We start from the raw sequence: 26,239 nt of genomic DNA, 5'->3' as shown, positions 1-26,239 counted from the left end.
TTTGCCGGTGACTTCTCCTCGAATTCATTCAAGAATGGCGCCGGTTTGAACCGGGCATGCCCGGCAACTTCCACAGGCGACCACCCGCGAGGTATCTCATGAAATCACTGAAGCTCATCGGTCTGGCATTCGGCGCATCGCTCGCGCTATCGAGCGCGGCATTCGCGCAGGATGTCACCGTCGCAGTCGCAGGCCCGATGACCGGCGGCGAGTCCGCCTTCGGCCGCCAGATGAAGAACGGCGCCGAGATGGCCGTCGCCGACATCAACGCCGCCGGTGGCGTCAACGGCAAGAAGCTCGCGCTCAACGCCGAGGACGACGCCTGCGATCCGAAGCAGGCCCGCTCGATCGCGGAAAAGATCGCCGGCGCCAAGATCCCGTTCGTCGCCGGCCATTTCTGCTCGTCGTCTTCGATCCCGGCCTCTGAAGCCTATGCGGACGGCAACGTCCTGCAAATCACCCCGGCTTCGACCAACCCGCTCTTCACCGAGCGCAAGCTGTGGAACGTGGCGCGAGTCTGCGGCCGCGACGACCAGCAGGGCCTGATCGCCGCGCAGTACATCGCCAAGAACTACAAGGGCAAGAACATCGCGATCCTCAACGACAAGACCACTTACGGCAAGGGTCTTGCCGACGAGACCAAGAAGGCGCTCAACAAGGCCGGCATCACCGAGAAGATGTACGAATCCTACAACAAGGGCGACAAGGACTTCAACGCGATCGTCTCGCGCCTGAAGAAGGACAATGTCGAGCTCGTCTATGTCGGCGGTTACCATCAGGAAGCCGGCCTCATCCTCCGCCAGATGCGCGATCAGGGCATGAAGACGGTGCTGATGTCGGGCGACGCGCTCGCCGACAAGGAGTACGCCTCCATCACCGGTCCCGCCGGCGAAGGCACGCTGTTCACCTTCGGTCCCGACCCGCGCAACAAGCCGACCGCGAAGAAGATCGTCGAGGCGTTCAAGGCCAAGGGCATCGATCCGGAAGGCTATACGCTCTATACCTACGCTGCGCTGCAGGTCTGGACGCAGGCGGTCAAGAAGGCCGGCACCACCGACGCCAAGAAGGTCATGGAGACCATCAAGGCCGGCAAGTGGGACACGGTGCTCGGCCCGATCGAAATTGACGCCAAGGGCGACCTCAAGCAGATCGACTATGTCGTCTACAAGTGGGACGCCAAGGGCAATTACGCCGAGCTCGGCGCCAAGGGCTCTTGATCGAGAATGCTCTTCGGGGATCCCGATCAGCGATCCCCCGAAGGCTCCCGCCATCGCGACCACGCCCCGGCTTGCCGGGGCGTTCTTTTGCCGGTCAGACCGCGGCCGAAATCTCGTCGCCGGCCGCGGCCTGGGCCTTCCGCAGGGCCTGCAGCAGATCGTTCGGCCGAAACGGCTTTTGCAGGCCGACCACGTTGGCGAGGTGGGGCGATTGGTCCATGAAATCGAGTGCCGTCATCCCGGATACCGCAATCACCGGCAGCGCCGGCGCGCGTTCGCGCAAGGCGGTGATGACGTCGACGCCGCTGGTATCACCGAGGAAGATGTCCACAATCGCCGCGTCAAAGCGGCTTTCCGCAAAGGCCTTCAGCCCCGCCGCGCCGGTTTCGGCCTCCACGACCTCGAAATGGTTGACCCGAAGCACGATCGCCACCATCGCGCGGACGTCCTTCTGGTCGTCGATGATGAGAACGCGGGGCATGGGGGCAAACTCCCGATCTCGAAATCAAAATCGCCTGTTTCAAGCCTGGAACCGGCCGCAGCGGCAGGGCATTATGACACCGCCCAGTAAAGTGCCCCTTACCAATCCCTGTTCCGTGCTCTCACCGAAATTAGGTAAGCTGTAACCCTCGGTTGAGTCGTAAACCGGTTCCGTGACCACCTGCGCCCAGAACCCGCTACGATGAACGGACTGCCGGCGAATGAGACTAGCGGAGATGCTCAAGCCCATCGACTCGCGCGAAATGGACGTGCCTGCGCCGATCGACCGAAGCACATTTCTGTCGACCCTGCCGGCCACGTCGGCCGACCGCACTGCAGCATTGACGATTGTCGGTGTGTCCTCGCTCCTGTTCGCCGCAGCCGTGCCCTTCGCCGGTACCCCGCTCCTGCCGGTGCCAGCCTTCGTCGCCAGCTATCAATCCGCGCTGGCCGTGAGCGACATCGTCACGGCAGTGCTGCTGCTGTCGCAATTTGCGATCCTGCGCACCCGCGCGCTGCTGTGGCTCGCCAGCGGCTATCTCTTCACCGCCGCGGCGGCGCTGGTTCATGCCCTCACCTTCCCAGGGCTGTTCACCCCGACCGGACTCCTGGGCGCGGGCCGACAGACCACGGTGTGGCTCTACATGATCTGGCACGCCGGCTTTCCGCTCTGCGTGATGGCATATGCCTGGCTGAAGGAGAAAGACGGTGGGCCCCGGATCCGCGGCGCGGTAAGCACCGCGATTTATGCCTGCGGGCTCGGCGTCGTCGCCGCGATGGCGGTCTTCGCCTGGATCGTCACCGCGCAGCACGATCTGTTGCCGGTCCTGTTGAGCGAGGGCCGCTACACGGCGACCATGATCGGCGTCGTGTCCTTCGTGTGGTCGCTGAGCTTTGCCGCGCTGGTCTCGCTCTGGTTCCGCAGGCCGCATACGGTGATCGACATCTGGCTGATGGTGGTCATGTGCGCCTGGCTGTTCGACATCGCCCTGTCGGCGATCGTCAACGTCGCGCGCTTCGATCTCGGATTCTATGCCGGCCGGCTCTACGGCCTCGCCGCGGCGACCTTCGTGCTCGCGGTGCTTCTGATCGAGAATGTCCGCCTCCAGGCGCATACAGTGGGCCTCGTCGGAAAGCTGCGCCAGCAATCGGCCTCGCAACGCGACTATTTCGGCAAGCGCCTCGCGCTGTACGGCGCCGTGGTCGAATCCTCCAATGACGCGATCATCACCAAGTCGCTCGACGGCATCATCACCAGCTGGAACAAGGCCGCCGAAAACCTATTCGGCTACTCCGCCGCCGAGGCCGTCGGCAAGCCGATCGACATCATCGTGCCGCCGGATCGCAAGGGCGAGATCAGAAGCACCCTCAACCAGATCGCCAGCAATGAATCGATCGCCCAGCACGAGACGGTCCGAATCCGCAAAGACGGCCGCCCGCTCGACGTCGTCCTGAACGTCTCGCCGCTGCGGACCGACGATGGAGAGATCATCGGCGCTTCCAAGATCGCCCATGACATCACGGAAGAAAAGCAGGCTAGAGAGAAGCTGCGCCGCGAGACCGAGGAACGCCAGCGGATTTTCGAGACATCGCAGGACCTGATCCTGGTCACCGACGGCTACGGCAATTTCGTCCAGGTCAGCCCGAGCGTGCAGAACATTCTCGGCTACAGCCCCGAGGACATGGTCGGGCACAGCGCGATCGAGTTCATCCATCCCGACGATCTCGAGAAGACGCGGAGCGAGATGCGCGCGGCCCGTCGCGGCGCGGTCAAGCGCAGCTTCGAGGCGCGCTACTACCATTGCGACGGTCACGAGGTCACGCTGAACTGGATGGGCACCTGGTCCGAGCCGGTGAAACGCCACTTCTTCATCGGCCGCGACCTCACCGACAAGCAGGCCGCCGAAGCCCAGCTCCGGCAGGTCCAGAAAATGGACTCGATCGGCCAATTGACCGGCGGCGTCGCCCACGACTTCAACAACGTGCTGACCGTGATCACGGGCACGATCGGCATTCTCAGCGACGCGGTCGCCGACCGGCCCGATCTTGCCGCGATCACCAAGCTGATCGACGACGCCGCCGAGCGCGGCGCGCAGCTGACCAAGCACCTGCTCGCCTTCGCCCGCAAGCAGCCGCTGCAGCCGCGCGAGATCGACGTCAACGCACTGGCGCTCGAAGCCGCCAAGCTCTTGCATCCGACGCTCGGCGAGCAGATCACCATCATGCCGCAGCTCACCGAGGATGCCTGGCCGACACTGGTCGACCCGGGCCAGCTCTCCACCGCGATCCTCAATCTCGCGCTGAACGCGCGCGACGCCATGCCCGAGGGCGGTACCCTGGTGCTGGAGACGCGCAACATCTTCCTCGACGACGGCTATGCCAGCATGAACCCCGACGTCGTTGCCGGCAATTACGTCATGATCGCGGTCAGCGACACCGGCACCGGAATTCCTGCCGAGCTGATCGACCGGGTGTTCGATCCCTTCTTCACGACCAAGGAGGTTGGCAAGGGCACTGGCCTCGGCCTCAGCATGGTGTTTGGCTTCGTCAAGCAATCGGGCGGGCACATCAAGATCTACAGTGAGGAAGGCCACGGCACGAGCGTGAAGATCTACCTGCCGCGCTCGACCGGTGTGCAGGAGACCGAGTTCGAATCGCTCCAGAATGCGCCAATCACCGGCGGTAACGAGAAGATCCTGATCGTCGAGGACGATGCCTTGGTGCGGCAGTATGTCGTGACGCAGGTCAAGAGCCTCGGCTATACCGCGCTCGAGGCCGCCAACGGCGCCGAGGCGCTCAATATCATCGACAGCGACGAGACCATCGACCTGCTGTTCACCGACATCATCATGCCCGGCAACATGAATGGCCGCCAGCTGGCCGACGAAGCCCACAAGCGCCGCCCCGACCTGAAGACGCTGTTCACCTCGGGCTACACCGAGAACGCCATCGTCCATCACGGCCGGCTCGATTCCGGCGTGCTGCTGCTGGCCAAGCCCTACCGCAAGTCCGAGCTCGCCAAGATGCTGAGGACCGCGCTCGCCGGTTGAGCCTGCGGCATTGCTGCGCTATCGCAGATCGTGAATTCTCAAACACGAGGCCGCCTTGAAGAACCTTCTCACCGATATCGCCGGCGTCCGGGTCGGCCACGCCGAAGATCCGAAAGTCGGTTCCGGTGCGACCGCGATCATCTTCGATTCTCCTGCGATCGCCGCGATCGACGTGCGCGGCGGCGGCCCCGGCACGCGCGAGGATGCACTGCTCGATCTCGCCAACACGGTCGAGCGCGTCGACGCTATCGCGCTGTCGGGCGGCTCGGCCTTCGGCCTCGACACCGGCGGCGGCGTGCAGGCCTGGCTCGCCGAGCAGGGCCGCGGCCACCGGGTTCGCGAAGCGCTGATCCCGATCGTGCCGGGGGCGATCTTGTTCGACCTGCTCAATGGCGGCGACAAGGCCTGGGGACGCTTCTCGCCGTATCGCGACCTCGGCTATGCCGCGGCGACTGCCGCCACCAGCGCGGATTTCGCGCTTGGCAGCACCGGCGCCGGTTTCGGCGCCACCACCGCGACGTTCAAGGGCGGGCTCGGCTCGGCATCGGCCGTGACGCCGAGCGGAATCAAGGTCGCGGCGATCGTCGCCGTCAACGCCGTGGGCAGCGTCACCGTCGGCAATGGCCCGTGGTTCTGGGCGGCGCCGTTCGAGGTGGACAGCGAATTCGGTGGACGCGGCCTGCCGGACAAGTTCACCGAGGACATGCTCCGCATGCGCATCAAGGGCGGTCCTGCCGCGAGCGCGCGCGAGAACACCACCATCGGCGCCGTCGTGACCAACGCGGTGCTGACCAAGCCCCAGGCCAAGCGGCTGGCGATGATCGCGCATACCGGCTTCGCCCGCGCGATCTATCCGGTGCATGCGCCGACCGACGGCGACGTGCTGTTCGCCGCCGCCACGTGCGAAAAGCCGATCGAGCCGCTGGTTGGCCTCACCGAGCTCGGCACGATCGCCGCCAACGTGGTCGCCCGCGCGATCGCCCGCGGCGTCTACAGCGCGACGGCCCTACCGTTTCCGGGCGCGCAGCCAACCTGGCAAGACCGGTTCGGCTAGAAACGAAACCGTCACCCAAGCGTTACCCGGCGGACAAGGTGTGCGGCCATGCCCTCTTCCGTGATTCGCTTCTTTCGCTATTCGCCAGAGAAACGCGAGCTGAAGGTGACGTTCGTCAGCGGGCGCCTCTATGTCTATGAGGATGTTCCGCCCGAGATCGCTGCTGCGTTCAGGGATGCGCGCGCAAAAGGAACGTTCTTCAATCGCGAGATCCGTGACCGCTATGCCTGTCGTGACATCACGCACGAACCTGCCGGTTAGCTTCGGGATGTGCTCACACGCTGATCGACATCGATGAAGCTGCTGATCCCGCAGTAGCCTGGGCCTGGCGCTGCATCATCTGCCCGAACCAATCATAAGGCGAATTTCCGCCACCTTTCGCATTCGACGAGCTGGCGGCGCCCGGCACCGTGGTCGACATCTTGAAGCCGTCGGCATAGGTGACGGTGGTGGTGGTCGAGCCGTCGGCATTGGTCGTCGTGGTCGACGTCGAGCCGCGGCTGGATTGCGACGAGGAATCCGAGCCATCGCCCGCGCCTTCCGCGTGATCACGGCCGTGACCGCCCCTCAGCGCCTTCGTCATCTCGCCGAGATTGACGCTGCCATCCGCATTCGCGTCCATCTTCGAGAACACGTCGTCGGCCTGGGCCAGGTTGGTGCCGCCCGCGCCGAGCGCGTCCTCGAACTCGGACTTGGTGATCTTGCCGTCGGCGTCAGCGTCGATCTGCGAGAACAGATCCTTCAGCGCAGCCTCCCGGCCCTTCGACGACGAGGATGTGCCGTTGGCCGACTGGCCCTGCGCCGCGAACAGCGCATTCATCGTCTCCGCCGAGATCTGCGGATATTTACCTGCATTGACCGACGAGGTCGCGCCGGTCGTGCTGCTGCCGCTGTCGATTGCGAACGGATTGGTCGGCGCGCTCTGCGAGGAGCCGGTCTTGTGCGCCGCCGACGACGATTTCGCGTTTGTCAGCGACTGGATCGCGTCGAGCGCGCTCGATACCGCACCAAGGGCGAACAACATTGCACAACTCCAACAGGATGCGGCATGCCGCGACCAATGTTCTGCGGCTGAACTCAGCAAGCGCCGTGCCATCGCGAAAAGCTCAACGAATTCCGCATCCGTCGGGTCGTGCAGGCCGCGGGAACATCGGCAATTCATGCCGCCGGCGGCAGAAATTTCCGCCCACAGGAAGCGCGCCCCTCCTGCATTGCCCGCCACAAGAGCCCATGTTAGGCGAGGCCATTCGTCGTCCGTACGCCCCCGGGAAAACGCGCCATGACCCAAGCTTTCGCCCCCCGCCCCCTGGCCATCGCGCCCTCGATCCTGGCCTCGGATTTCTCGAAGCTCGGCGAGGAGGTGCGCAGCGTCGACGCCGCCGGCGCCGACTGGATCCATCTCGACGTGATGGACGGGCACTTCGTTCCGAACATCTCCTACGGTCCTGACGTCATCAGGGCGATGCGCCCGCACACCAAGAAGATCTTCGACGCGCATCTGATGATCTCGCCCTGCGATCCCTATCTCGAGGCCTTCGCGAAGGCCGGCTGCGACCACGTCACCGTGCACGCGGAGGCAGGTCCGCATTTGCACCGCTCGCTCCAGGCGATCCGCGCGCTCGGCAAGAAGGCCGGCGTCTCGCTCAATCCGGCGACGCCGATCAGCGCGCTCGAATACGTTCTCGACCTCGTCGACCTCGTGCTGGTGATGTCGGTCAATCCCGGCTTCGGCGGCCAGGCCTTCATCCCCTCCGCGATCAACAAGATCCGGGACATCCGCGCGATGGTTGCGGGCCGCCCTATCGACATCGAGGTCGACGGCGGCGTCGGCCCCGATGTCGCGGGTGCGCTCGCCGCGGCCGGCGCCAACGCTTTCGTCGCGGGCACCTCGGTGTTCAAAGGCGGCACGCAGGAGGCCTACAAGACCAACATCGCCGCGATCCGCAACGCGGCACTTGGGGCACGCGGCGAGGCGATCTGAGACCATCGCTATCCGAACCGGAGCCGCGGCCGCTACGACCAAGTGGAATGGATAAACTCCGCGCCACTCCGTTTACTGCCGGCCTGCTTCGTCTTCTCGCCGAGTCCCTTCAGGATGGAGAGCAAGTGGTCTGGCAGGGGCAGCCCGACGCCATCGCCAACGCGACAATGTGGCGATTTCTCTGGTGGATCGGATTTCCCTGGTTGTTGCTGACCGTCATCGCCGTCAGCAACGATTGGATCGACCAAGCGACCCAACCTCTGGCAATGATTGGAGTTGGGATGATTGCAGCTCCGTTCGTGATGCTGCTGCAAGACCTGCAGACGCTTTATGTGATCACCGACCGCCGCGCGCTGATCGTGCGCACGGCCTGGAGCAGACGCAGCGTGACCGCTACTTCGTTCGACGCCATGGATGAAGTGTTCGAAATCCTCGGCATCGGCGGCGGCGTCGGCCACCTGAACTTTGCGTCAGGGCGCTCGACCCGTTCGCCCGATACCGACTACACCGGGCGCTATGGGTTTCGCTGTGTTCGAGACGCAAGGCGCATCCGGGATATCCTCGATCATGCGCGCACCGGCAAAGTACGTCGGTCGCACGCGGGAAGAACTGCGGCTTCCACGGGTTCTGCAAGGCGCAAAGCTTAAAATTGTAGCCTTGGTCCGTACTCATCCGGACTTCCCTGATTCGCGCAAATCACTGCAAGTGATTCCTGCCTGTTTTCGCGGGAGCACATCATGACGACGACCCTGGTCTGGACTGGCGTAGCGTTGTGGATTGGTTTCAGTGCGTTTGTGGTGTTCGGTCCCTCGGCCGGACCGGTCGAGGCCCCGGCACGTCCGGCCCGCAACATCCGTCGCGACCGCACCAGGGGCTGACGTCATGCAGATCGCACTCGTGAGGCGTCAGCCGAAGCGCCGGTGCCGGATTCCACGGCGCCCGCATCCGAGCCTCGATTATTTCTTCGGCCGCCTCGAGCGCGCCGATGGCACGCTGGACGACGATGCCGGGCTCGACAATTCGGACCTCGACCGTTCGCTTGGCTCGCCGCGCCGACACTAAGACCTCTTTTTCGGACCGCCCATGAAACCGCATTGCCCGAACTGCCTGAAGGAAATGACCAAGGCGTCCGCGTCGCGTAACCTGTTCAATTGCGAGCCCTGCCGCGAGATCATCCAGTATTTCGGCGGCAGCGCCGATCACGGCGAGCCGGGACCGCAATTCGCCTGGCCGATCCGCCGCAAGCGCGCATTTGCCGTCCACGCGGCCTGATCCGGCCCGCAAATCGCCCCGGCCGGCCTAGCCTTCGCCGGCCTCCGGCCCGCCGCCGTCCCCCGCCAATCGCGGCGGCCGCACCACGGTGACGGTGCAGCTCGCCTCCGAGGCCACCTTGGCCGACACGCTGCCGAGCAGCATGCGCCGGAACGAGCTCTGTCGCGCGCCGATGATGACGTGGTCGACCTGGTTGGCCTTGGCAAACTCCAGGATCGCGGCGGCGGGATCGACCGCCTCCAGCACATGAGCCGACAGCCGGCTCTCGTCCAGCTTGAGCGGCGTTGCCCAATGCCTGAGCGCGACCAGACGATCGATATGCTTGTTGGAGCCCTGCTCGTCCAACGTCCGATCGATCGCAATCCGGTTCAGCTTGAGCACGTTGACGCAGGCAAGCCGCGCCGAGGGCAAGGTGGCGAGGATGCGCTGGGTGGTCACGCGCAGCGCCTCGTTCAGCTCCGGAGCGCCCTCCGCCGTGTCGAGCGCAACGGCGAGGATCGGGCTCGATGCGATCTGGGCTGCGACATCCGATTTCGCGCGCGGCGCCATGACACCCTGGTTGAAGCGCCGGCGCCAGGCGATGCCGAGGGAATCGCGCTTCACCCGCTCCGAGCGCGCGGTGAGCTTGACCTGGTCCGGATAAGCGAGATCGAAGGCAAGCTGGGCCGCGGTCGGATAGCGCCACACCGGCTCGATCTCCAGACAGCGCAACACCACCTCCTGAAGCCAGGGCGGATAATCCGCACGAAGCTTCCGCGGCGGATGCGGATCGCGCCACAGCCGGCGCCGCATCGCCCGCAGCGTCTCGCCCTCGCCGAACGGCCGCTCGCCGGTGGTGAAGAAATAGAGCAGCACGCCGAGCGAAAACACATCGCTGCGCGGATCGTCGCGCAGCCCGAGCAGCCGCTCGGGTGCCATATAGGGCGCGGTGCCGTAAGGCAGGCGGAATTCCTCCTGCAACAGGTCCGGCAGGTGGTTGTGATGCGACAGGCCGTAGTCGATCAGCACCGCTTCGCCGCTCTCGCGGAACATGATGCTGCTCGGCTTGATGTCGTGGTGGATCACGTTCTGCCGGTGCAGATCCGCAAGCGCCGTGGCGATCCTGGCGACGAGCTGCCGCGCCTCGTCATAGGGCAGCGGCAGGTCGGGGAGCCGCTTGTACAGCGTGGCACCTGGAATGCGCTCGATCACGACATAGGCTTGGCGGGCGAAATCACCGGTGCCGAAGCAGGCCGGCACGTGCGGCCCCGCCAGCCGCGGCAGGATCATCATCTCCATCTCGAAGGAGACAATCGCGGCGGCGTCCTCGCCCTCCGACACCCGCGGGATCTTCATCAGCAAGGGGACGTCGATGCCGGGATGGGTGACGGTCCACAGCGTCGCCATGCCGCCGGCATGAACGCATTCGCCGATCGTAAAACCGTCGATCTCCGCGCCTGACTTGACCAGGGGTTTCGGCATCCATCAGCGCCCCTGCAACAAGCGGTCGGCAAGCCAAGGCGGCAGACCGTTGTCGCGGATCCTGCTCGCTGCGGTCTCGACGTCATAGGGCGCGCGGCAATAGGTGATCTGGCACGACTCGGTGTCGAACAGCACGAAGGCCGCCGACGGATCGCCGTCGCGGGGCTGGCCGACCGAGCCGAGCACGGCGAGCCATTGCCGTCCGCGCAGGAGCTGCACGGGGACGTCGGTCTTCGGCACGAAGCTCGTCATCTTCGCCGTGACCGACATCGAATAGAGCGCCGGCCTGTGGATGTGGCCGCAAAAGGTGACGTGGGCCCGTGTCGCAATCAGGCTCTTGGCGGCGTCCACGGTCGAGCGGACATAGTGCCAGCGCTGGGGATGCGAGGCTTCCGCATGCACGAACAGGCGGCCATCGTCCTCCACCTGCATCGGCAATTCGGCCAGAAACCGCCGCTGCGCCGTGTCGAGGCGGCCGCGGGTCCATTCGATCGCGATCTGCGCCTCGGCGTTCATCGTCTCGGCCGTGGAATTGATCGCCTGGTCATGATTGCCGCGCACCGCGACGGCGCCCTGCGCGACCAGCTCCATCGCGGTGTCCACCACCCATTCCGGATCGGCGCCATAGCCGACGAAGTCGCCGAGCAGGACGAAGCCCTCCGCGCCCTTCGCACGCGCGATCTTCAGGCAGGCCTCGAACGCCTGCCTGTTGCCATGGATATCCGAGAAGACAGCGAGAAGCACGCACCCTCCACCCCTCAAATTCTTATTCGAGGCCGATGAGGCCAAATTGAGGGAGGTCAACAGGATGCGCCAGCACTGGGCCGTTTGCCAGCGCTGCTCTGCGGTGATGGTGATGGGCCTATTGCTCGTCCTTGGGCGGCATCCGGGGCGGCGGAATCGGCGTGAACACCGCGTCCTGGGCACCGGCCGGCGGCGCAGTGAACTCGCCGGTCGAGGAATCGCCGCCGCTGGTCTCCAGGATGGTCTTCGGCGTCACATATTCTCGAACCAAGTCGATCAGGCTGCCGTCGCCGCCGCCGAAATCCGCCGCGCGCCCTCCTTGCGGATGTCCGGCCGCGATCTCGTTCTCGGCGGCGTGGGTCTTGTCGGCCAGCCGGTCATTGTACGGCACACGAAAAGCGCGCGGGATGCCGCTCGGGCGATTGTCCTCGTCCAGCGCCTCGACCCAGAGATAGATCGAGCCGGGATCGCCCTCAAGCGAATGCGGCTCGACGATGCGGGCCTTCAGCAGCTTGAAGGTGGTCGGCAGCCGCTCCGTGCTGGCCCAACCGAGCAGGCCGCGCATTTCGGTGAAGCTGACGATGTAGAAGGTGCTGGTCACGACCACGGCGACCGCCTTCAGCGACCAGTGCAGCCGCGCATAGACCAGAACGACCAGCAGCAGCGCGCCGATGACGGCATACGCGACCGATAGCGTCAGGATGACCGTTTGCAGGTTACTCACGGCGTACCCTCGTAGCGTTCCTGCTCACACCGGTCCTGGCATCGAGATCGCCGCCGTTGCGCCAGCTGCTGCGGAACGTCTCCAACAGCGATTTCGGCCGCTGATCGACATCGACGACCTTGCCTTCCGCATCGATCCGGAATCGGACCGCGGTCTTCTCGTCGCCGGTGTGGTCCAGCGTGAACTTGTTGTCGAAGATCACCTGCGCGGTGGGATTGAGCTTCTGCACCTTCACACCGGCCGTCACAGGCTCGCCGGTGGTGGCGACGAAATGCGAGACGTTCACGACGTACTCGCCGGCGAGGATGCCACGCACGGTGACGATCTCCTCGCGGATCGGCGAGGCGATCTTCTTGCCGTTGACGATGATGAAATTGTTGGCCCCGCCGCGGTCGTCGCGGTCGAGCGTGAGGAAGCCGGCCTCGCGGTGGCGATACCAGGCGATGTTGCCGGCGGGATCCTGCACGAACAGGTCGAGATCGTCGGGGTGGTTGTCCGGCCAGTCCAGCGTGATCATGAACTCCGCCTTGGAATCGATCTTGCCGTCCTTGGCGTCGGGGGAGACCGCCAGCAGCGCCAGGAAGAACAGGAAGGCGATCACCTGGAGCGCCTTGAACAGCATCACGCCCAGCGGGTCGAACGGCTCCTCGCGCGGATAGAGACCGAAATCATCCATCATGACGGCGTTCCCGAACCCTTGCGCTCCAGCACCGGCGTCACATAGGTCTCGGTCAGCACCACCGCGTCCGAGAACACCCGCTGGGTCGCGGCGTCGAGCATGTAGTACTGGATGCGGATCAGGATCGAGCCGACAAGGCCGGCCAGCGTCGTGTACATCGCGATCGCCATGCCGTCGCTCATCAAGCCCATCGAGGAGCGCATCGCGACCTTGTCGGCGGCGTCCAGCCCCGCGATCGGCGCCAGCATGATGATGAAGCCGATGATGGTGCCGAGCAGACCGAGCTTCATCAGCGTATCGGAGACGAAGGCGCCGAACCCGTTGGAGCCGCGCAAGCGATCGGCGAGATTACGTAGCAGCAGCGTCTGGTCGACCGGCCGGTAGTCCTGCGCCGCGGCCTTGGTCACCAGGCTTTCGATGTGGTCGCGCACCAGACCGCGCGGCAGCGCCACGGCGCTCGCATCGAGCGCCTTGCTGCCGCCCGCTGCCGACAGCACCGCGCGGCAGCGCCGCGTCGCCGCCCCTTCCCGCGCGATGGCCCGGGTCCGCAGGAAGCAGTGGCCGCAGGTGAGGACGTAGAGCGCCGCGATCACCGCTGAAATGTAGGTGCGATCCGAGGTCAGCATCAGGTGAATCAGGCCGAAGCGCCACAGCAGCACGACAGCGAAGATCGACAGCCCGGTGAAGATCATCCAGAACAGCAGCGCGCTGCGCTCGGATGGATCGGCAGCCTGGCTTGCGATTGGTCCAATCGTTATCGAACTCATGCTGCACCGCTCCTGGCTTGCAGGCGCCGGCCTGCAACGTGTCCTCACCGATTAGATCAAAGCCGCCGTTTCAGGTCCAAAGACCCATGCCCAATCCGGCTTGGGAAATTTGCCCGAGCTGCAATCCCTAGCGTTCTGCGATTGGCAAGGCACGGCGGCGTTGTTAGGCTGACCTTAGCAAACGTCGGGGGTGATCGCATGCGCCTCGTGCTTCAGCTTGTAGCTCGCCTGCTTCTAATCGTAGCGCTGTGCCTGGGAGCCGCGACCGTATGGGCCACGTTCGATGCCTATCGCAGCGTCGATCGGGCGACGGCGGCGTCGGCGCAGCGGGTCGCGCAGGCGCTTCAGGCGCTGTATTGGCGCGAGCTGTTGTTGCGCAGCAGCAGGGCGCGCGAGCATCTCCTGCCGGTTCCGGAGTGGCGCACGCTGGAGACGATGAAGCTGATCTCGCCCGGCGTCTGCGTCGAGTTCCAGCCGGCCGCGGCCTTCGAGAAGCCGCTCTGCGGCCAGAGCGAGGGGCTGGGCAAGACGCCGCCGCGCTGGTTCGCCGCCATCGTGCCGAGCTTCCTCGGCAGCCACGCCGAGGTGGTGCGGCCCGTCAGTCCCCGCGCCGCAGCCGCCGGCGCCGTCGTTGCGACGCCCCATGCGGCCGCCGCGATCGCGCTCGCCTGGGACTACGTCCTCAACGTCATCGACGTCGCGCTGCTGATGGCGGCGGCGATCGCCCTGCTTGCTTCACTCGCCATCGCGCACGCGCTGGCGCCGGCGCGCGCGATCGTCACCGCGCTTCAGCGCATGGCGCGCGGTCAGTATCGCACCAGGCTGCCGCGCTTCCGCTCGATGGAGCTGGCGATGATCGGCAGCGCCGTCGGCGAGCTCGGCGGCCGGCTGGAGGAAGCGACCGAGCAGCGCGCCGCGCTGACGCGCCGCCTGATCGAGATCCGCGACGACGAGCGCCGCGCGCTCGCCCGCGAGCTGCACGACGAGTTCGGGCAGAATCTGTCCGCCATTCTCGCCTTCGCCAACACGATCGAGACGGCGAGCACGAAGCGGCACAAGGATGATGGGATCGCGCAAGACGCGCGCATGATCTCGCAGGCGACGCACCATCTGATGGCCTCGCTGCGCGACGCGCTGAACCGGCTGCGCAATCCGCTGCCGGAGGAGCTCGGGCTCGAGGCGAGCCTGGTCAATCTCGTCGACAGCTGGCGCTCGCACAGCGCCGCGCGGCCGGCGATCCAGCTCGATCTCAGGGGCGACCTCACCGATATCAGCGGCCCGGCCGCCACCACCGCCTATCGAGTCGCACAGGAATGCCTGACGAACGCGCTGCGCCACAGTGCAGCGCGCGAGATCTCGCTCCGCGTCGAGCGGCGCGCCGGCGAGGACGATGCGCTGCTGATCCGCGTCGAGGACGACGGCGGCGGCGATGCGGAGCGCGTCGCGCAATCGGCCGGCTTCGGCCTCACCGGAATCCGCGAGCGCGTCACGGCGGCCGGCGGATCGCTGTCGATCCTGCCCGCCCGCGGCGGCCTCAGCGTTGCCGCGACCATCCCGCTCGCTGCATGAGGCCGGGATGAACGAGGTGGCGGCAACAGGCATCTCCGTGCTGCTGGTCGACGACCATCCGATCGTGCGGCAAGGCTATCGGCGCGTGCTGGAGAGCCAGGGCGATTTGCATGTCGTGGCGGAAGCCGACAACGCCGCCGACGCCTACGGCGCGTTCAAGGCGCATGACCCCGACGTGGTGGTGCTCGACATTTCGATGCCCGGCGCGAGCGGGCTGGAGGCGATCCGCAACATCCGCGCCCGCAGCCCGCGTGCGCGCATTCTCGTCTTCACCATGCACAATGAGGCCGTGCTGGTGAAGTCGGCCTTCGGCGCTGGCGCCTCCGGCTTCGTCACCAAAAGCAGCGAGCCGTCCGCGGTCGTGAATGCCATCCGCAGCGTCGCCCGCGGCGAGCGCGCCATGAGCGATGACATCGCGCATGTGCTGGCGGAGGACAGCCTGTCCCCGACCGGCTCGGTGCTGGACCAGCTGGGCGAGCGCGAGATCGAGATCTTGCGGCAGTTCGCCGGCGGCGCCACCACCGAAGAGATCGCGGCGCATCTCAATCTCAGCGTCAAGACCGTGCAGAACTATCACTACCTGATCAAATCGAAGACCGGCGCGCGCACCGATGCGCAGCTGGTGCGGCTCGCCGCGACCTGCGGGCTGACGAGGATCTAGCAGCAAAGCTGCCGCACAGCCTCATCCCTCGCGATCCTCAATCTGCCGAACGAAATTGGAACGGTTCCGATCCGGCTCCGGTTAGTACGGCAGACAAGGAGTAAAGGGTCATGAGTAAGGGTCACCCCAAAGCAGTCGACCATCCCCCCATCATCACAGTAGGCGAGCTCATCGACGAACTTTGCCGTCTGCCGGACACCGCCATCGTCCACTTTCGCTGCCCGATGTTCGATCAGGAGCTGACATTCTACCGGCTTCGAAGGCGATCGAAGGACGCCGTCGAAATCGCGGTCAACGCTTATCCGGATAGTCCGCCGGTCGTGCCATCGTCCGATCCTGCCTTCCACACGCGCAGACATTCGGCATCCGCACCCTTGCCCCGCGACGGCGCCGCTCTCCAGAAAACGCGAGGTTGATTGACAGCACCCAGGGCTGAACGGGTTCTGCGGCCTTAGGCCGCCTTGAGCCCACGCAGCAGCAGCGCCAGCGTCGCATCGAGGCGCGCGGGGAGATCGGCGTCCTTCCATTCCTCGGCATGGGCCGGATGGTGGAAGCGGACGGTCGCATCGAAGATCGCGCGCGCGGTCACCTTGACGTCGCCCACGGCGAACTCGCCCTGCTGCACGCCGTCGGTCAGGATCGCGGCGATCTGGTCGATCATAGTGTCCTTGTGGCACTTGACGGCCGCGCATGCCTCACGCGCCAGAGTCAGATAAGTCTCGAACATTTCAGGATCGTCGAGCACACGCGAACGCTTGGCCGCGAACAGCGTGCGCAGCCAGCGGTCGAGCCTGTCGGGCGCCGACCCCTGCTCCCTGGCGATCGCCAGCAGCGGGGCGTCGATGCGGTCCAGCCAGCGCTTGGCAACGGCCTCGCGCAGCGAGGCCTTGCTGGGGAAATGACGGTAGACGCTGCCGTGGCTCACATCGAGCGCACGGGCAACGTCGACCACGGTGGCCTTGGCAAGTCCGTAACGCCTGAGCACGTCCTCGGTGACTTCGAGGATCCGCTCCGGCGTCAAGACAACAGCTTCATTCATGCCAGCACCATGTTCCCGTTCAGGGCTCAGTTTACTCCGACAGTAGGGCTGCTTCCGAAGCGCCCTGGCCGGTCGTTTCGGAAAGCCTATGCCTTAATGCGGCAGTTTTGCAGCCTGCGCCGCGATCTGGCGCGCCACCAGCAAATTGAGCCAATGCCCAATCACGCCAGTGAAATTGAGGATTTCGGTCGTCATTGTCTAAGTCTCCATTCGTCCGCGGTCCCCGCTCTTCAATCCGCCCTCCGATCCGAGCGTGGCTCGGATGTCGGGCTCCCCGGGGCTTGTCGCGGGACGCCCAATCGGAGCGTCCGAGAACGGATATACACGTCCCGCTGACAGATTTCAATATCTGTCAGTCAATGATTCGTGATTGACAGCTAATATCTGCGGCCAGGCGCCGCCATCCCGGCCGGCCGGTCCGATAGATCCGATAGAAAGGTCGGCGATGCCCTTCTTCCGGGGCCCAGACCGTTTGTTTCGCCCTGCCTGCTCTGTTACATCACGGCGTAAAAAGCATTTTGGCCGGCGCCGCCGTTCTCGGGAGCGCCCGCCCACCTTCCTGGAGCCGCCCATGATCCCCCGCTACACCCGCCCGGAAATGGCCTCGATCTGGGAGCCGCAGACCCGGTTCAAGATCTGGTTCGAGATCGAGGCGCATGCGGCGGACGCCCTCGCCGAGCTCGGGACCATCCCCAAGGAGGCCGCCCGGACGGTCTGGGCCAAGGCCAAGGACGCCATCTTCGACGTCGCCCGCATCGACGAGATCGAGCGCGAGACCAAGCACGACGTCATCGCGTTCCTCACCCACCTTGCCGAGATCGTCGGCCCCGAGGCGCGCTTCGTGCACCAGGGCATGACCTCCTCCGACGTGCTCGATACCTGCCTCAACGTCCAGCTCACCCGCGCCGCCGACCTGCTGCTCGCCGACCTCGACAAGGTGCTGGCCGCGCTGAAGAAGCGCGCCTTCGAGCACAAGATGACGCCGACTATCGGCCGCAGCCACGGCATCCATGCCGAGCCCGTGACCTTCGGCCTCAAGCTCGCTTATGCCTATGCCGAATTCACCCGTGCCAAGGACCGTCTGATCGCGGCGCGCAAGGAGGTCGCGACCTGCGCGATCTCCGGCGCCGTCGGCACCTTCGCGCAGATCGATCCGCGCGTCGAAGAGCATGTCGCCAAGGCCATGGGACTCGTGCCGGAGCCGATCTCGACCCAGGTGATCCCGCGCGACCGTCACGCGATGTATTTCTCGACCCTCGGCGTGATCGCCTCCTCGATCGAGCGCATCGCCGTGGAGATCCGTCACATGCAGCGCACCGAGGTGCTCGAGGCCGAAGAGTTCTTCTCGGAGGGACAAAAGGGCTCCTCCGCCATGCCGCACAAGCGCAACCCGGTGCTGTCGGAGAACCTCACCGGCCTCTCCCGCATGGTGCGCGCCTATGTGACGCCGGCACTGGAGAACGTCGTGCTCTGGCACGAGCGCGACATCTCGCACTCCTCGGCCGAACGCATGATGGGCCCGGACGCCACCGTGACGCTCGACTTCGCGCTGGTGCGCCTCGCCGGCCTGATCGACAAGCTGCTGGTCTATCCCGCCAACATGCAAAAGAACCTCGACCGCCTCGGCGGCCTCGTGCATTCGCAGCGCGTGCTGCTGGCGCTGACGCAGAAGGGCGCCAGCCGCGAGGACGCCTACAAGCTCGTGCAGCGCAACGCCATGCCGGTCTGGCGCGGCGAAGGCGACTTCCTTCAGCTGCTGAAGAAGGACAGTGAGGTGAAGACATATCTCACCGACGCCGAGATCGAGGAGCAGTTCGACCTCGGCTATCACCTCAAGCACGTCGACACGATCTTCAGGCGCGTGTTCGGGGAAGCGTAGGATCGTAGGGTGGGTTAGCCTTGTGGCCTGCGCCAAGCACAGTCCGCTGGGCGTAACCCACCTCTTTCGCTCCCACGGAAACCGTGGTGGGTTACGCCTAGTGGATGCGCTTGCGCATCCACGGGGCTAACCCACCCTACAAACGACAACCAGAAAACGGATTCCCTCATGCCCATCGTCAATCGCGTCGCCGCCCTCTCCGACGAAATGGCCGCCTGGCGCCATGACTTCCACGAGAACCCCGAGCTGCTCTACGAAGTCCACCGCACCGCCGGCATCGTCGCCGATCGCTTGCGCGAATTCGGCTGCGACGAGGTGGTGACGGGCATCGGCCGCACCGGCGTGGTCGGCGTGATCCGCGGCCGCAAGTCGGCCTCCGGCAAGACGATCGGCCTGCGCGCGGACATGGACGCGCTGCCGATCATGGAGACGTCGGGCGTGTCTTATGCCTCGAAGGTCCCCGGCAAGATGCACGCCTGCGGCCATGACGGCCACACCGCGATGCTGCTGGGCGCGGCCAAATATCTCGCCGAGACGCGCAATTTCGACGGCACGGCCGTGATGATCTTCCAGCCCGCCGAGGAAGGCGGTGGCGGCGGCAAGGCGATGGTCGAGGACGGACTGATGACGCGCTGGAACATCCAGGAGGTCTACGGCATGCACAACATGCCGAACCTGCCCGAGGGCCATTTCGCCACCACGCCGGGTGCGATGCTCGCCTCCTCCGACAACATCCAGATCACGGTCCGCGGCAAGGGTGGCCACGCCGGCGCCGGTCCGCACAAATCTGTCGACAGCGTGCTGATCGGCTCGCAAATCGTGAACGCGCTGCAATCGATCGTGGCGCGCAACGTCGATCCGCTGAAATCGGCGGTGATCTCGATCACACAATTCCACTCCGGCACCGCCTTCAACATCATCCCGGAGGTCGCCGAGCTCGCCGGCACCGTGCGCACGCTCGACCCCGAAGTGCGCGATCTCGTCGAACGCCGCATCGGCGAAGTCGCCGACAGCATCGCCCGCGCCTATGGTGGCTCGGCCGAAACGAAATACACGCGGATGTATCCGGTGACGATGAACCATGCCCGCGAGGCCGCACTCGCCGCCGACGTCGCGCGCGACATCGTCGGCACTGAGCGCGTCAACGACAAGTTCGTCCCGATGATGGGCGCCGAGGACTTTTCGTTCATGCTGGAAGCACGCCCCGGCGCGATGGTGCTGGTCGGCATGGGCGACGGCAACGAGTGTCACCACCCGGCTTACGTCTTCAACGACAACATTCTGGGTCACGGCGCCTCGTTCTGGGCGCGGCTGGTGGAAACACGAATGCCTGCGGGGTAGCAGGCGGGCAATCACCAGCTCAGTTGCAGACTTCGACCATGCTGGTGCCGCCGCCGGCCGTTTGGCCGGCAGTCCTATTGCCCCACGTCTCGAGCCGACAACCCTGCCGGACCGGCCGGCACCCTGCACTGTTGCAAAAGACCTGACCGGTCGCCTGCGGTTTTGACGGCGCGGACTCGCTTGCCTTCCGCTCATCGTCTCGCGGTCTGGAATTCTCGCGCGTCGCAACCGGCTTCTTCTCCTGCACCTTTTCGCATTCGTTATCGTCGTTGACACGATAACCGGCCCGGCAGGTGATCTTCACGCATTGGTCGCCGTCGGCCTTGAATCCGAAATTGCACACCAGCGGACAAACCCGTCCCGGCTTGGCCTTCAAAGCATCGAGTGCGTCGACGCTGGCCAGCTTCACGTCGAACTTGGTGCCGGAATATTTGTTGAACAGCGTCAGCGAGCGCTGCGCGGCCGAGCTCCACTCGCTTTCCGCAGACGAGGTCAGGCAACCGACGCGGCGCAGTTCGCTTTGTACCGATTTGGAAAGCTCGGCCGCCGATAATGTGGATGTGGGTCCGGGCGAGAGCGCAGCCACTTTCTGGTTCTCGACTTCGGGCATCTGCCGATCGGCGGCCGGCTTGGCGGCCTGCTCCGCTTTCTCGGCGGCCTGCTTGGCCGCCAGCTCGGCCTTGGCCCTCTCTGCCGCCTGTTTCTCGGCCAGCGCTTTCGCGGCCGCCGCCTCGGCAGCTTTGCGCTGCTGCTCGGCCGCTTCCGCCCTGGCCTGTTCAATCTGCTTTTGCTTCTCCGCAGCGATTCGCGCCTCTTCAGCGGCCTTCGCAGCAGCAGCCGCCTTCTCCTGCTCGGCTTTCTGGGCGCGCTCGGCGATTAGCCTTGCCTTTTCCTGCTCGGCCGCCTTGGCCTTTTGCTCGGCAGCCAGACGCGTCTCTTCGGCACCGATCTTGTTCAACTGCCCCTTGGCGAGGCTGGCATAGAAGCCGTCCGGATAGGTCGCCAAAAAGGCTTCCCAGGCATCGCGCGTCGCAAGCTGGAGCGCGAGCTCGTAGTCCCTGCGAACCGCGTCCTGGGGATTTGCCTGCGGACCGGTTGCGGCCGGCTTCATTACGAGCGGCACGTCGTCGCCGCCGAGCGAGCCATAGACATAGGGCTCTTGCTTGTAGCCGGTGGTCTTGAGCACGTCGTCGCGCACGAAGCCGAACGCCTTGCGCAGATCGAGGCCCGGCTTCGGCAGGTGCTCGACCAGCGCGGCAGCAAACGGACTGTTGCGAGAATCGCCGTCGGATGCAGTCGAGCCGGCCTTCGCGGCGAAGGCAATCATCGTGTTCGGGCTGGTTGGCTCGACCTTAGCGAGGCCGCGTCCGATCGCCCGCGAGGCCAGCGTGCGCTTCATCGTCTTCGCAAAGGGGTTGTCGCGGCACGCATCGAGGATGATCAGGCGCAGCTGTTTGGCCGGCTCGACTGCGAACAATGCGCGCTCGACAGGGATGGTCTCGTCGAGAACGTCGCCATCCGTCTCCAGCGTCGCGTCGGTCGGAATGAGATAATTGTTGCCGTCGAGCTCGATGCCGTGGCCGGCATAGTAGATCACCGCCATATCCGCATCGCGTGACCTGCCGGCGAACTCGCGCAACATGCGCCGCATCTCGCTCGCACTGAGATCCAGCCTGACATCGACGGAATCGAAGCCGGCCTTCTTGAACATGCCGCCGATCAGCGTGGCATCGTTCGCGGGATTGGTGAGCTTGGGCGCGCTCTTGTAAGCGGAATTGCCGATGACGAGCGCGACCCGCCGATCGGCGTGTGCCGATCCGCAGGCCAGTAAGGTCGCAAAAATCAATAAACCAAATAGCCGAAACGGAATCACTGCAGCCCCCTCGGATGCAATTTCCTGAGACTATTCGGAGCGTCGACGAAAGCCAAATTTTTCTATGTGAGGCCCATCACATAAACGCCTCGATCGCGGCTTATAGCTAATGCAGTCAGCCCTCGCCCCGCAGGCGCGGACCTACGCCTGCACCACCTCGTGGCGCATCACGAAGGGTGCGAGCAGTGCGTGCACCTCCCCCTCCACCGCTTCGCGCTGCCCAGCCGGCAGGCCCGTCAGCGTGACGGTCGCGATCGAGCCGTGGCTGCCGTGCGGACCGACCTTCACCTTGCAATCGATGCCGCGCTCGACCAGCGGCGCCAGCACCTTGGTGAACACGCGTTCGGCCGCGTCCCAGCGCAGCTGCGGCTTGAACACCTTGCCGACGCCCGTCACCGGCATTGGATCGATCGGAATGACCTGCACAGGAACGGCGGCGCGCTCCGGGGTGCGCTCACGCACCCAGGCTTCCAGCTCGCCCGGCTCAACCTTTGCGCCGGGCTTCAACTGCACGTAGCCTACCGGCAATTCGCCGGCATAGGCGTCGGGCTGGCCGACCACCGCGGCGAAGCCGACGGCGGGATGGCGGAACATGATCTCCTCGATCGGCGCCGGATCGATGTTGTGGCCGCCGCGGATCACGAGATCCTTGGCGCGGCCGGTGATCCACAGATAGCCGTCGGCATCGAGCCGCCCGAGATCGCCGGAATTGACCCAGACCCCGTCGATGAAGGCACCCTTGTTGTGCTCGTCGTTGAGATAGCCGCCGAACACGCCGGGCCCGGCCATGATGACGACACCAATCTCGTCCGGCTTGCAGTCGCGGATCAGGCGGCCGTCGGCGTCGAGCTGCACGATGCGCACGCGCGCATAGGGCATGGGAAGGCCAACCGAGCCGAGCCGGATCGGCCGGCCCGGATAAGCGAGCGTGTGCACGCTCGAGGTCTCGGTCATGCCGTAGACCTCGACCACCGGCAGCTTCAGCGTCTCCTGAATCGCCGAGCCGACCGCGACCGGAATCGCCGAGCCGCCGCCGGCCGCATATTTCAGGCTCGAGATATCCGCATTCCCCGGCGGCACCGCGAGCGTCGCGGCGAGCACGGTCGGCACGCTCGACAGCGCTTCGGGCTTGAAGCGCTCGACGAGCTGCCAGATGTTCTTCACCGCATTCGGGTTGCGCCAGCCGCTCGGCGACAGCACGACCAGCGAGCCCCCGCCCGACAGCGTCGTCAGCACCTGGGTCAGCGATCCACCGACGTGAAACAGCGGCATGCCGAACAGCAGGTTGGCGCCGGGCTTGCCCTTCAACAGCAGATTGAGTGCCCAGGCCTGATAGACCTGGTTGGCATGGGTATGCCGCACCAGCTTGGGCGTACCCGTGGTGCCGCCGGTGTGGAAATAGGCTGCGATGTCGCTGCCGCGAATCTTGCGCCCGCTGACCAGCCGATCCGACGGCTGCTGCTTGATCAGGTCGCTGAAGGCGAAGATGCCATTGGCCGGATCGCCGCCGCCGAACACCTGCACGATGGCTTTCAGATGCTTCAGATGCGGGCGGATCTGCTCGACCTTCTGCCAGATGTCGGTGCCCGGCATCGGCCCGAGCGCCACCAGGATCTTGGTGTTCGCAGCTTCCAGGATTTCGGCGAGCTGGTGCGGCTCGAGCAGCGGATTGACGGGATTGGCGATGCCGGCGGCCTCGGCGCCGAACAGAGTGACGAACGCATCCGGCACCAAGGGCAGCATGAAGCTGATGACGTCGCCCTTCTCGGCGCCGAGCGCGTGAAACATGTTGGCGGCCTGGGTGACGCGCGCGATGAAATCGCGGTGCGTGACGACCAGCGGCGCGTCGGCGGGATCGGCATTTTGCAGGAACTGGATCGCCGCCCCGTCGGGATTGCGCTCGGCACCAAGCCTGATGGCGTCATAGGTGCTCTCGGCCGTGACGCGGTCGGCGTAGGGGACCTGCTCGAACGCCCGGACCTCCTCGTCCGTCAACAGTTCCGGATAGTCGTTGCCGATCAACCGATCGAGCGCGTGGATGCCCGCCATGAATTCCGTCCTCCCTCAGATGCATGTCCCCGCCGCCGTATCTTTTGACAGTTTGGTTCGGCGAGGTCTCGGCCGTGTTCGGCCGAGCCGGACCAGAATGATGGATGATTTGCCGTTCGTCCATTGCCTACCGGCTGCGCCACTTGAACCTCTGCGCCTGATCGAGGGACCAAGAACTGCCACTGAATTCACTCGCCAGCGCCCTGCCGCAAGACTCGAGGTCATCATGACGACGCCCCTGCGGAACCGGATCGCACGGCTGGTCGCTGCGTTCACAATGGTATCCGCGATCGCCCTGCCCGGTGCCTCGCTTGCCGACAGCCAGCTCGACAAGGTGCGGGTCAAGGTCGCCGCCTTCATCGCCGACAAGATGGAGAAGCTGGGCGGATCGCGGATCGTCTACAGGGTCGACACCGATGCCTTGCGGGAGGCGGTCGTCACGGATTTGCGCGACGACGTCTACAAGATTCTGCGCGAGGGCCGCATCGCGTTCTCCGGACTTGCGATCCGCGACGGCGGCGTCGACGTGAAGATCGCTGACGGCAAAGGCCGCGAACAGCTCACGCGCAAGCTCGTCGCGGCGGCGGAGGGGTTGCCGACACACGCGCTCAACGTCACCGACGCCGGCGACGGGCTGCTCAGGCTCGCGCCGACCGATGCCGCATCCGCCGCGCGGCTGCGCGACCTCGTCGAAGATTCCATCGCCATGATCGAGCAGCGCCTCAAGGACGCCGGCGTCAAGCTCGCCAGCGTCCAGCCCGAGGGAATGGACCGTATCCGCATCTTCCTGCCCGGATTGATGGAGCCCGAGCAAATCACCGCGATCTTCGCCAGGAAGGTCAAGGTCGGCTTCCGCCTGATCGACCTCTCGATGTCCGCAGAGCAGGCGCAATCGGGCACGCCGCCGGCGGGCACGGAAGTCCTGCTCGGCTTCAAGGACAAGCTTCCTTATCTCGTCGCCAAGGACAGCGCCCTCGAGGGCGGCGAGATCAGCTATGCCGGCCCGGGATTGACCGGCGACAGCAAGGAGCCGATCGCATCGTTCCGCTTCAACGGCCGCGGCACGCGGCGCTTTGCCCATATCACGGCAGAGAATGTCGGAAAGCCCTTTGCCATCGTGCTCGACGACAAGGTGATCTCCGCGCCCGTGATCCGCGAGCCCATCACCGGCGGCTCCGGCCAGATTTCCGGCAATTTCACCCTGGAAGAGGCCAACAGCGTCGCCATGCTGCTGCGCGCCGGCTCTCTGCCGGGGCGGCTCGGCCTCGTCGAGCAGCGGGTCGTGCAACCCGCCGCCAAGCCGTAAACGAAGGTCGCTTCGGGCTCGTCAGCGACGCTCAAGCCCGCAGGGATGGCCCGAATCACGGCTGCCCGCGGCCGGACGCGCAACCAACGGGCAATTGCCGAAACGCCCGATCAGGCTAAAATTTGCCCCTTGCGGCACGATGGCCGGAAGCGTCATTCAAGCGGTCGTCATTCGAATTCGGCTATACGGGTGCCGACCAGGACTGAATGCCTTACGTGGGGTTAGTACCATGCCGTCCGGCAGCGCAGACATTTCGTCGATCCTCGACCGCATCCTCGAAGCGGCCACGGACAACCTCAGGATCGCGAAAATCCTGGTCCAGATGGGCCTCGATCCCGACAGCGTCACCTACGAGGCGATCTTCAACCGGCTCCTGGAGATCTTCGTCCACAACATCACGCTCGCCAATCTGTTCGCCGTGGTCGGGGCGGTCTTCTTCGTCGCCACCCTCTTGATGCGGACAATGGTGCCGCTGCGCGTCGCCAACATGATCGGCTGCGCGTTCTTCGCTCTCTTCGGCGCGCTCTCCGCCAACGTCGCGACGTTCCTGCTCTATCTCCTGATGCTTCCGATCAACGCGCTGCGCCTGCGGCAGATGCTGAAGCTGGTCAAGAAGGCGCGCCATGCGGCCGAAGGGGACATGTCGATCGAATGGCTCAAGCCATTCATGACCGAGCGCAGATACCGGCGCGGCGACATCCTCTTCAAGATGCGTGACCCAGCCAATGAAATGTTCCTCACCGTCACCGGCAAGTTCCTGGTCAAGGAGATCAACGTCGAGATCGGCCCCGGGGCGCTGATGGGCGAGCTCGGCTTCCTTACGCCGGACAACCGGCGCACGGGGACGGTCGAATGCATCGAGGACGGCCAGGTGCTGACCATCACCTATGACCGGCTGCTCGAGATCTACTTCCAGGATCCGCAATTCGGCTATTACTTCCTGGTGCTGACCAGCCAGCGCCTGTTGCAGAACATCGATCGCCTGCAGAAGCAGCTGGCAACCGAGCGCGGGACCACCACCAACAGGATCGCGTGAGCGCCGCGCGGCCAATGTGACGCCGGGGATGACGACGCAGCGCGTCCGTGACACGAG

The 26,239-nt window shown here is 65.2% G+C and carries 25 protein-coding genes; 15 read left to right on the top strand and 10 right to left on the bottom strand.

The features are described 5' to 3' along the window. The first annotated feature begins 98 nt into the window (after positions 1 to 98). Positions 99 to 1,217 (top strand): branched-chain amino acid ABC transporter substrate-binding protein, encoded by a 1,119-nt coding sequence (locus tag ACTEK7_RS32160; protein ID WP_036012868.1) that lies wholly within the window; start codon positions 99 to 101, stop codon positions 1,215 to 1,217. Between the two features lie 94 nt (positions 1,218 to 1,311). Here the strand turns inward: ACTEK7_RS32160 and ACTEK7_RS32155 are convergent, their stop codons facing one another. Beyond that, positions 1,312 to 1,698, bottom strand: a complete 387-nt coding sequence (locus tag ACTEK7_RS32155) for a response regulator (protein ID WP_036027801.1) — start codon at positions 1,696 to 1,698, stop codon at positions 1,312 to 1,314. A gap of 235 nt (positions 1,699 to 1,933) precedes the next feature. Between ACTEK7_RS32155 and ACTEK7_RS32150 the strand changes: the two genes are divergently transcribed. Genes ACTEK7_RS32150 through ACTEK7_RS32140 form a run of 3 tightly spaced genes read left to right on the top strand, consistent with a single transcriptional unit; the run spans position 1,934 to position 6,062 of the window. Further along, the gene (locus ACTEK7_RS32150; RefSeq protein ID WP_225147549.1) at positions 1,934 to 4,747 is read left to right on the top strand and encodes a PAS domain S-box protein; all 2,814 of its coding nucleotides are present in this window, start codon (positions 1,934 to 1,936) and stop codon (positions 4,745 to 4,747) included. Positions 4,748 to 4,802: 55 nt separating this feature from the next. Then, positions 4,803 to 5,801, top strand: coding sequence for a P1 family peptidase (locus tag ACTEK7_RS32145; RefSeq protein ID WP_225147550.1), 999 nt, complete (start codon positions 4,803 to 4,805; stop codon positions 5,799 to 5,801). 48 nt (positions 5,802 to 5,849) lie between these two features. Beyond that, positions 5,850 to 6,062 (top strand): KTSC domain-containing protein, encoded by a 213-nt coding sequence (locus ACTEK7_RS32140; RefSeq protein WP_036012871.1) that lies wholly within the window; start codon positions 5,850 to 5,852, stop codon positions 6,060 to 6,062. Positions 6,063 to 6,075: 13 nt separating this feature from the next. On the opposite strand, the gene ACTEK7_RS32135 is transcribed toward ACTEK7_RS32140, so the two are convergent. Continuing rightward, complete coding sequence (locus tag ACTEK7_RS32135; protein WP_225147551.1) at positions 6,076 to 6,825, bottom strand: EF-hand domain-containing protein; 750 nt, start codon at positions 6,823 to 6,825, stop codon at positions 6,076 to 6,078. A gap of 255 nt (positions 6,826 to 7,080) precedes the next feature. On the opposite strand from ACTEK7_RS32135, the gene rpe reads away from it, so the two are divergent. The 5 genes from rpe (at position 7,081) to ACTEK7_RS32110 (ending at position 9,054) form a co-directional block, all read left to right on the top strand. After that, entirely contained in the window at positions 7,081 to 7,782 is a 702-nt protein-coding gene (rpe, locus tag ACTEK7_RS32130) for a ribulose-phosphate 3-epimerase (RefSeq protein WP_036012875.1), read from the top strand. Positions 7,783 to 7,829: 47 nt separating this feature from the next. After that, positions 7,830 to 8,429, top strand: coding sequence for a hypothetical protein (locus ACTEK7_RS32125; protein ID WP_225147552.1), 600 nt, complete (start codon positions 7,830 to 7,832; stop codon positions 8,427 to 8,429). A 90-nt stretch (positions 8,430 to 8,519) separates the two neighbouring features. After that, a complete protein-coding gene (locus ACTEK7_RS32120) occupies positions 8,520 to 8,660 on the top strand; it encodes a hypothetical protein (RefSeq protein WP_167361692.1) in 141 nt (46 codons plus the stop codon). Between the two features lie 4 nt (positions 8,661 to 8,664). Next, a complete protein-coding gene (locus ACTEK7_RS32115; protein ID WP_036012879.1) occupies positions 8,665 to 8,844 on the top strand; it encodes a hypothetical protein in 180 nt (59 codons plus the stop codon). Between the two features lie 21 nt (positions 8,845 to 8,865). After that, a complete protein-coding gene (locus ACTEK7_RS32110; RefSeq protein ID WP_109143246.1) occupies positions 8,866 to 9,054 on the top strand; it encodes a hypothetical protein in 189 nt (62 codons plus the stop codon). Between the two features lie 27 nt (positions 9,055 to 9,081). Here the strand turns inward: ACTEK7_RS32110 and ACTEK7_RS32105 are convergent, their stop codons facing one another. The 5 genes from ACTEK7_RS32105 to ACTEK7_RS32085 all read right to left on the bottom strand — a co-directional run bounded on the left by ACTEK7_RS32105 (position 9,082) and on the right by ACTEK7_RS32085 (position 13,429). After that, positions 9,082 to 10,515: a bifunctional serine/threonine-protein kinase/universal stress protein gene (locus ACTEK7_RS32105; protein WP_225147553.1), complete on the bottom strand. Its 1,434-nt coding sequence runs from the start codon at positions 10,513 to 10,515 to the stop codon at positions 9,082 to 9,084. A gap of 3 nt (positions 10,516 to 10,518) precedes the next feature. Beyond that, complete coding sequence (locus tag ACTEK7_RS32100) at positions 10,519 to 11,259, bottom strand: metallophosphoesterase family protein (RefSeq protein WP_225147554.1); 741 nt, start codon at positions 11,257 to 11,259, stop codon at positions 10,519 to 10,521. A gap of 118 nt (positions 11,260 to 11,377) precedes the next feature. After that, positions 11,378 to 11,983 (bottom strand): hypothetical protein, encoded by a 606-nt coding sequence (locus tag ACTEK7_RS32095; protein ID WP_036027815.1) that lies wholly within the window; start codon positions 11,981 to 11,983, stop codon positions 11,378 to 11,380. Beyond that, positions 11,976 to 12,662 carry a hypothetical protein gene (locus ACTEK7_RS32090; RefSeq protein ID WP_036012886.1) on the bottom strand — a complete coding sequence of 229 codons (687 nt, stop codon included), beginning with the start codon at positions 12,660 to 12,662 and terminating at the stop codon, positions 11,976 to 11,978. The genes ACTEK7_RS32095 and ACTEK7_RS32090 overlap by 8 nt, the downstream gene beginning before the upstream one ends. Beyond that, positions 12,659 to 13,429: a MotA/TolQ/ExbB proton channel family protein gene (locus tag ACTEK7_RS32085; RefSeq protein ID WP_036027818.1), complete on the bottom strand. Its 771-nt coding sequence runs from the start codon at positions 13,427 to 13,429 to the stop codon at positions 12,659 to 12,661. Before ACTEK7_RS32085 ends, ACTEK7_RS32090 begins: the two co-directional genes overlap by 4 nt. 198 nt (positions 13,430 to 13,627) lie before the next feature. Between ACTEK7_RS32085 and ACTEK7_RS32080 the strand changes: the two genes are divergently transcribed. Continuing rightward, the gene (locus tag ACTEK7_RS32080) at positions 13,628 to 14,998 is read left to right on the top strand and encodes a sensor histidine kinase (RefSeq protein WP_225114376.1); all 1,371 of its coding nucleotides are present in this window, start codon (positions 13,628 to 13,630) and stop codon (positions 14,996 to 14,998) included. A 7-nt stretch (positions 14,999 to 15,005) separates the two neighbouring features. Further along, a complete protein-coding gene (locus ACTEK7_RS32075; RefSeq protein WP_036012892.1) occupies positions 15,006 to 15,659 on the top strand; it encodes a response regulator in 654 nt (217 codons plus the stop codon). A gap of 451 nt (positions 15,660 to 16,110) precedes the next feature. Here ACTEK7_RS32075 and ACTEK7_RS32070 read toward each other — a convergent pair whose 3' ends face one another. Then, the gene (locus ACTEK7_RS32070) at positions 16,111 to 16,698 is read right to left on the bottom strand and encodes a TetR/AcrR family transcriptional regulator (RefSeq protein WP_036012895.1); all 588 of its coding nucleotides are present in this window, start codon (positions 16,696 to 16,698) and stop codon (positions 16,111 to 16,113) included. Positions 16,699 to 17,269: 571 nt separating this feature from the next. Between ACTEK7_RS32070 and purB the strand changes: the two genes are divergently transcribed. Both purB and ACTEK7_RS32060 read left to right on the top strand, forming a co-directional pair. Next, positions 17,270 to 18,577, top strand: coding sequence for an adenylosuccinate lyase (gene purB / locus ACTEK7_RS32065; RefSeq protein ID WP_036027821.1), 1,308 nt, complete (start codon positions 17,270 to 17,272; stop codon positions 18,575 to 18,577). Between the two features lie 168 nt (positions 18,578 to 18,745). Next, positions 18,746 to 19,918, top strand: a complete 1,173-nt coding sequence (locus ACTEK7_RS32060; protein WP_036012899.1) for a M20 aminoacylase family protein — start codon at positions 18,746 to 18,748, stop codon at positions 19,916 to 19,918. A 19-nt stretch (positions 19,919 to 19,937) separates the two neighbouring features. Here the strand turns inward: ACTEK7_RS32060 and ACTEK7_RS32055 are convergent, their stop codons facing one another. Continuing rightward, complete coding sequence (locus ACTEK7_RS32055) at positions 19,938 to 21,764, bottom strand: caspase family protein (protein WP_225131932.1); 1,827 nt, start codon at positions 21,762 to 21,764, stop codon at positions 19,938 to 19,940. A gap of 168 nt (positions 21,765 to 21,932) precedes the next feature. Beyond that, the gene (locus tag ACTEK7_RS32050; RefSeq protein ID WP_057029493.1) at positions 21,933 to 23,840 is read right to left on the bottom strand and encodes an acyl-CoA synthetase; all 1,908 of its coding nucleotides are present in this window, start codon (positions 23,838 to 23,840) and stop codon (positions 21,933 to 21,935) included. A 226-nt stretch (positions 23,841 to 24,066) separates the two neighbouring features. Here ACTEK7_RS32050 and ACTEK7_RS32045 point away from each other — a divergent pair, with 226 nt between their 5' ends. Next, a complete protein-coding gene (locus ACTEK7_RS32045) occupies positions 24,067 to 25,146 on the top strand; it encodes a SecDF P1 head subdomain-containing protein (protein ID WP_057029492.1) in 1,080 nt (359 codons plus the stop codon). A 229-nt stretch (positions 25,147 to 25,375) separates the two neighbouring features. Beyond that, complete coding sequence (locus tag ACTEK7_RS32040; RefSeq protein ID WP_225114210.1) at positions 25,376 to 26,182, top strand: Crp/Fnr family transcriptional regulator; 807 nt, start codon at positions 25,376 to 25,378, stop codon at positions 26,180 to 26,182. The last annotated feature ends 57 nt before the right edge of the window (positions 26,183 to 26,239 follow it).

The sequence above is a fragment of the Bradyrhizobium sp. JHI2711 genome (assembly GCF_056156565.1).
The sequence above is the reverse complement of the archived record's forward strand: the minus strand, read 5'-3'. Positions and strand labels throughout refer to the sequence as shown.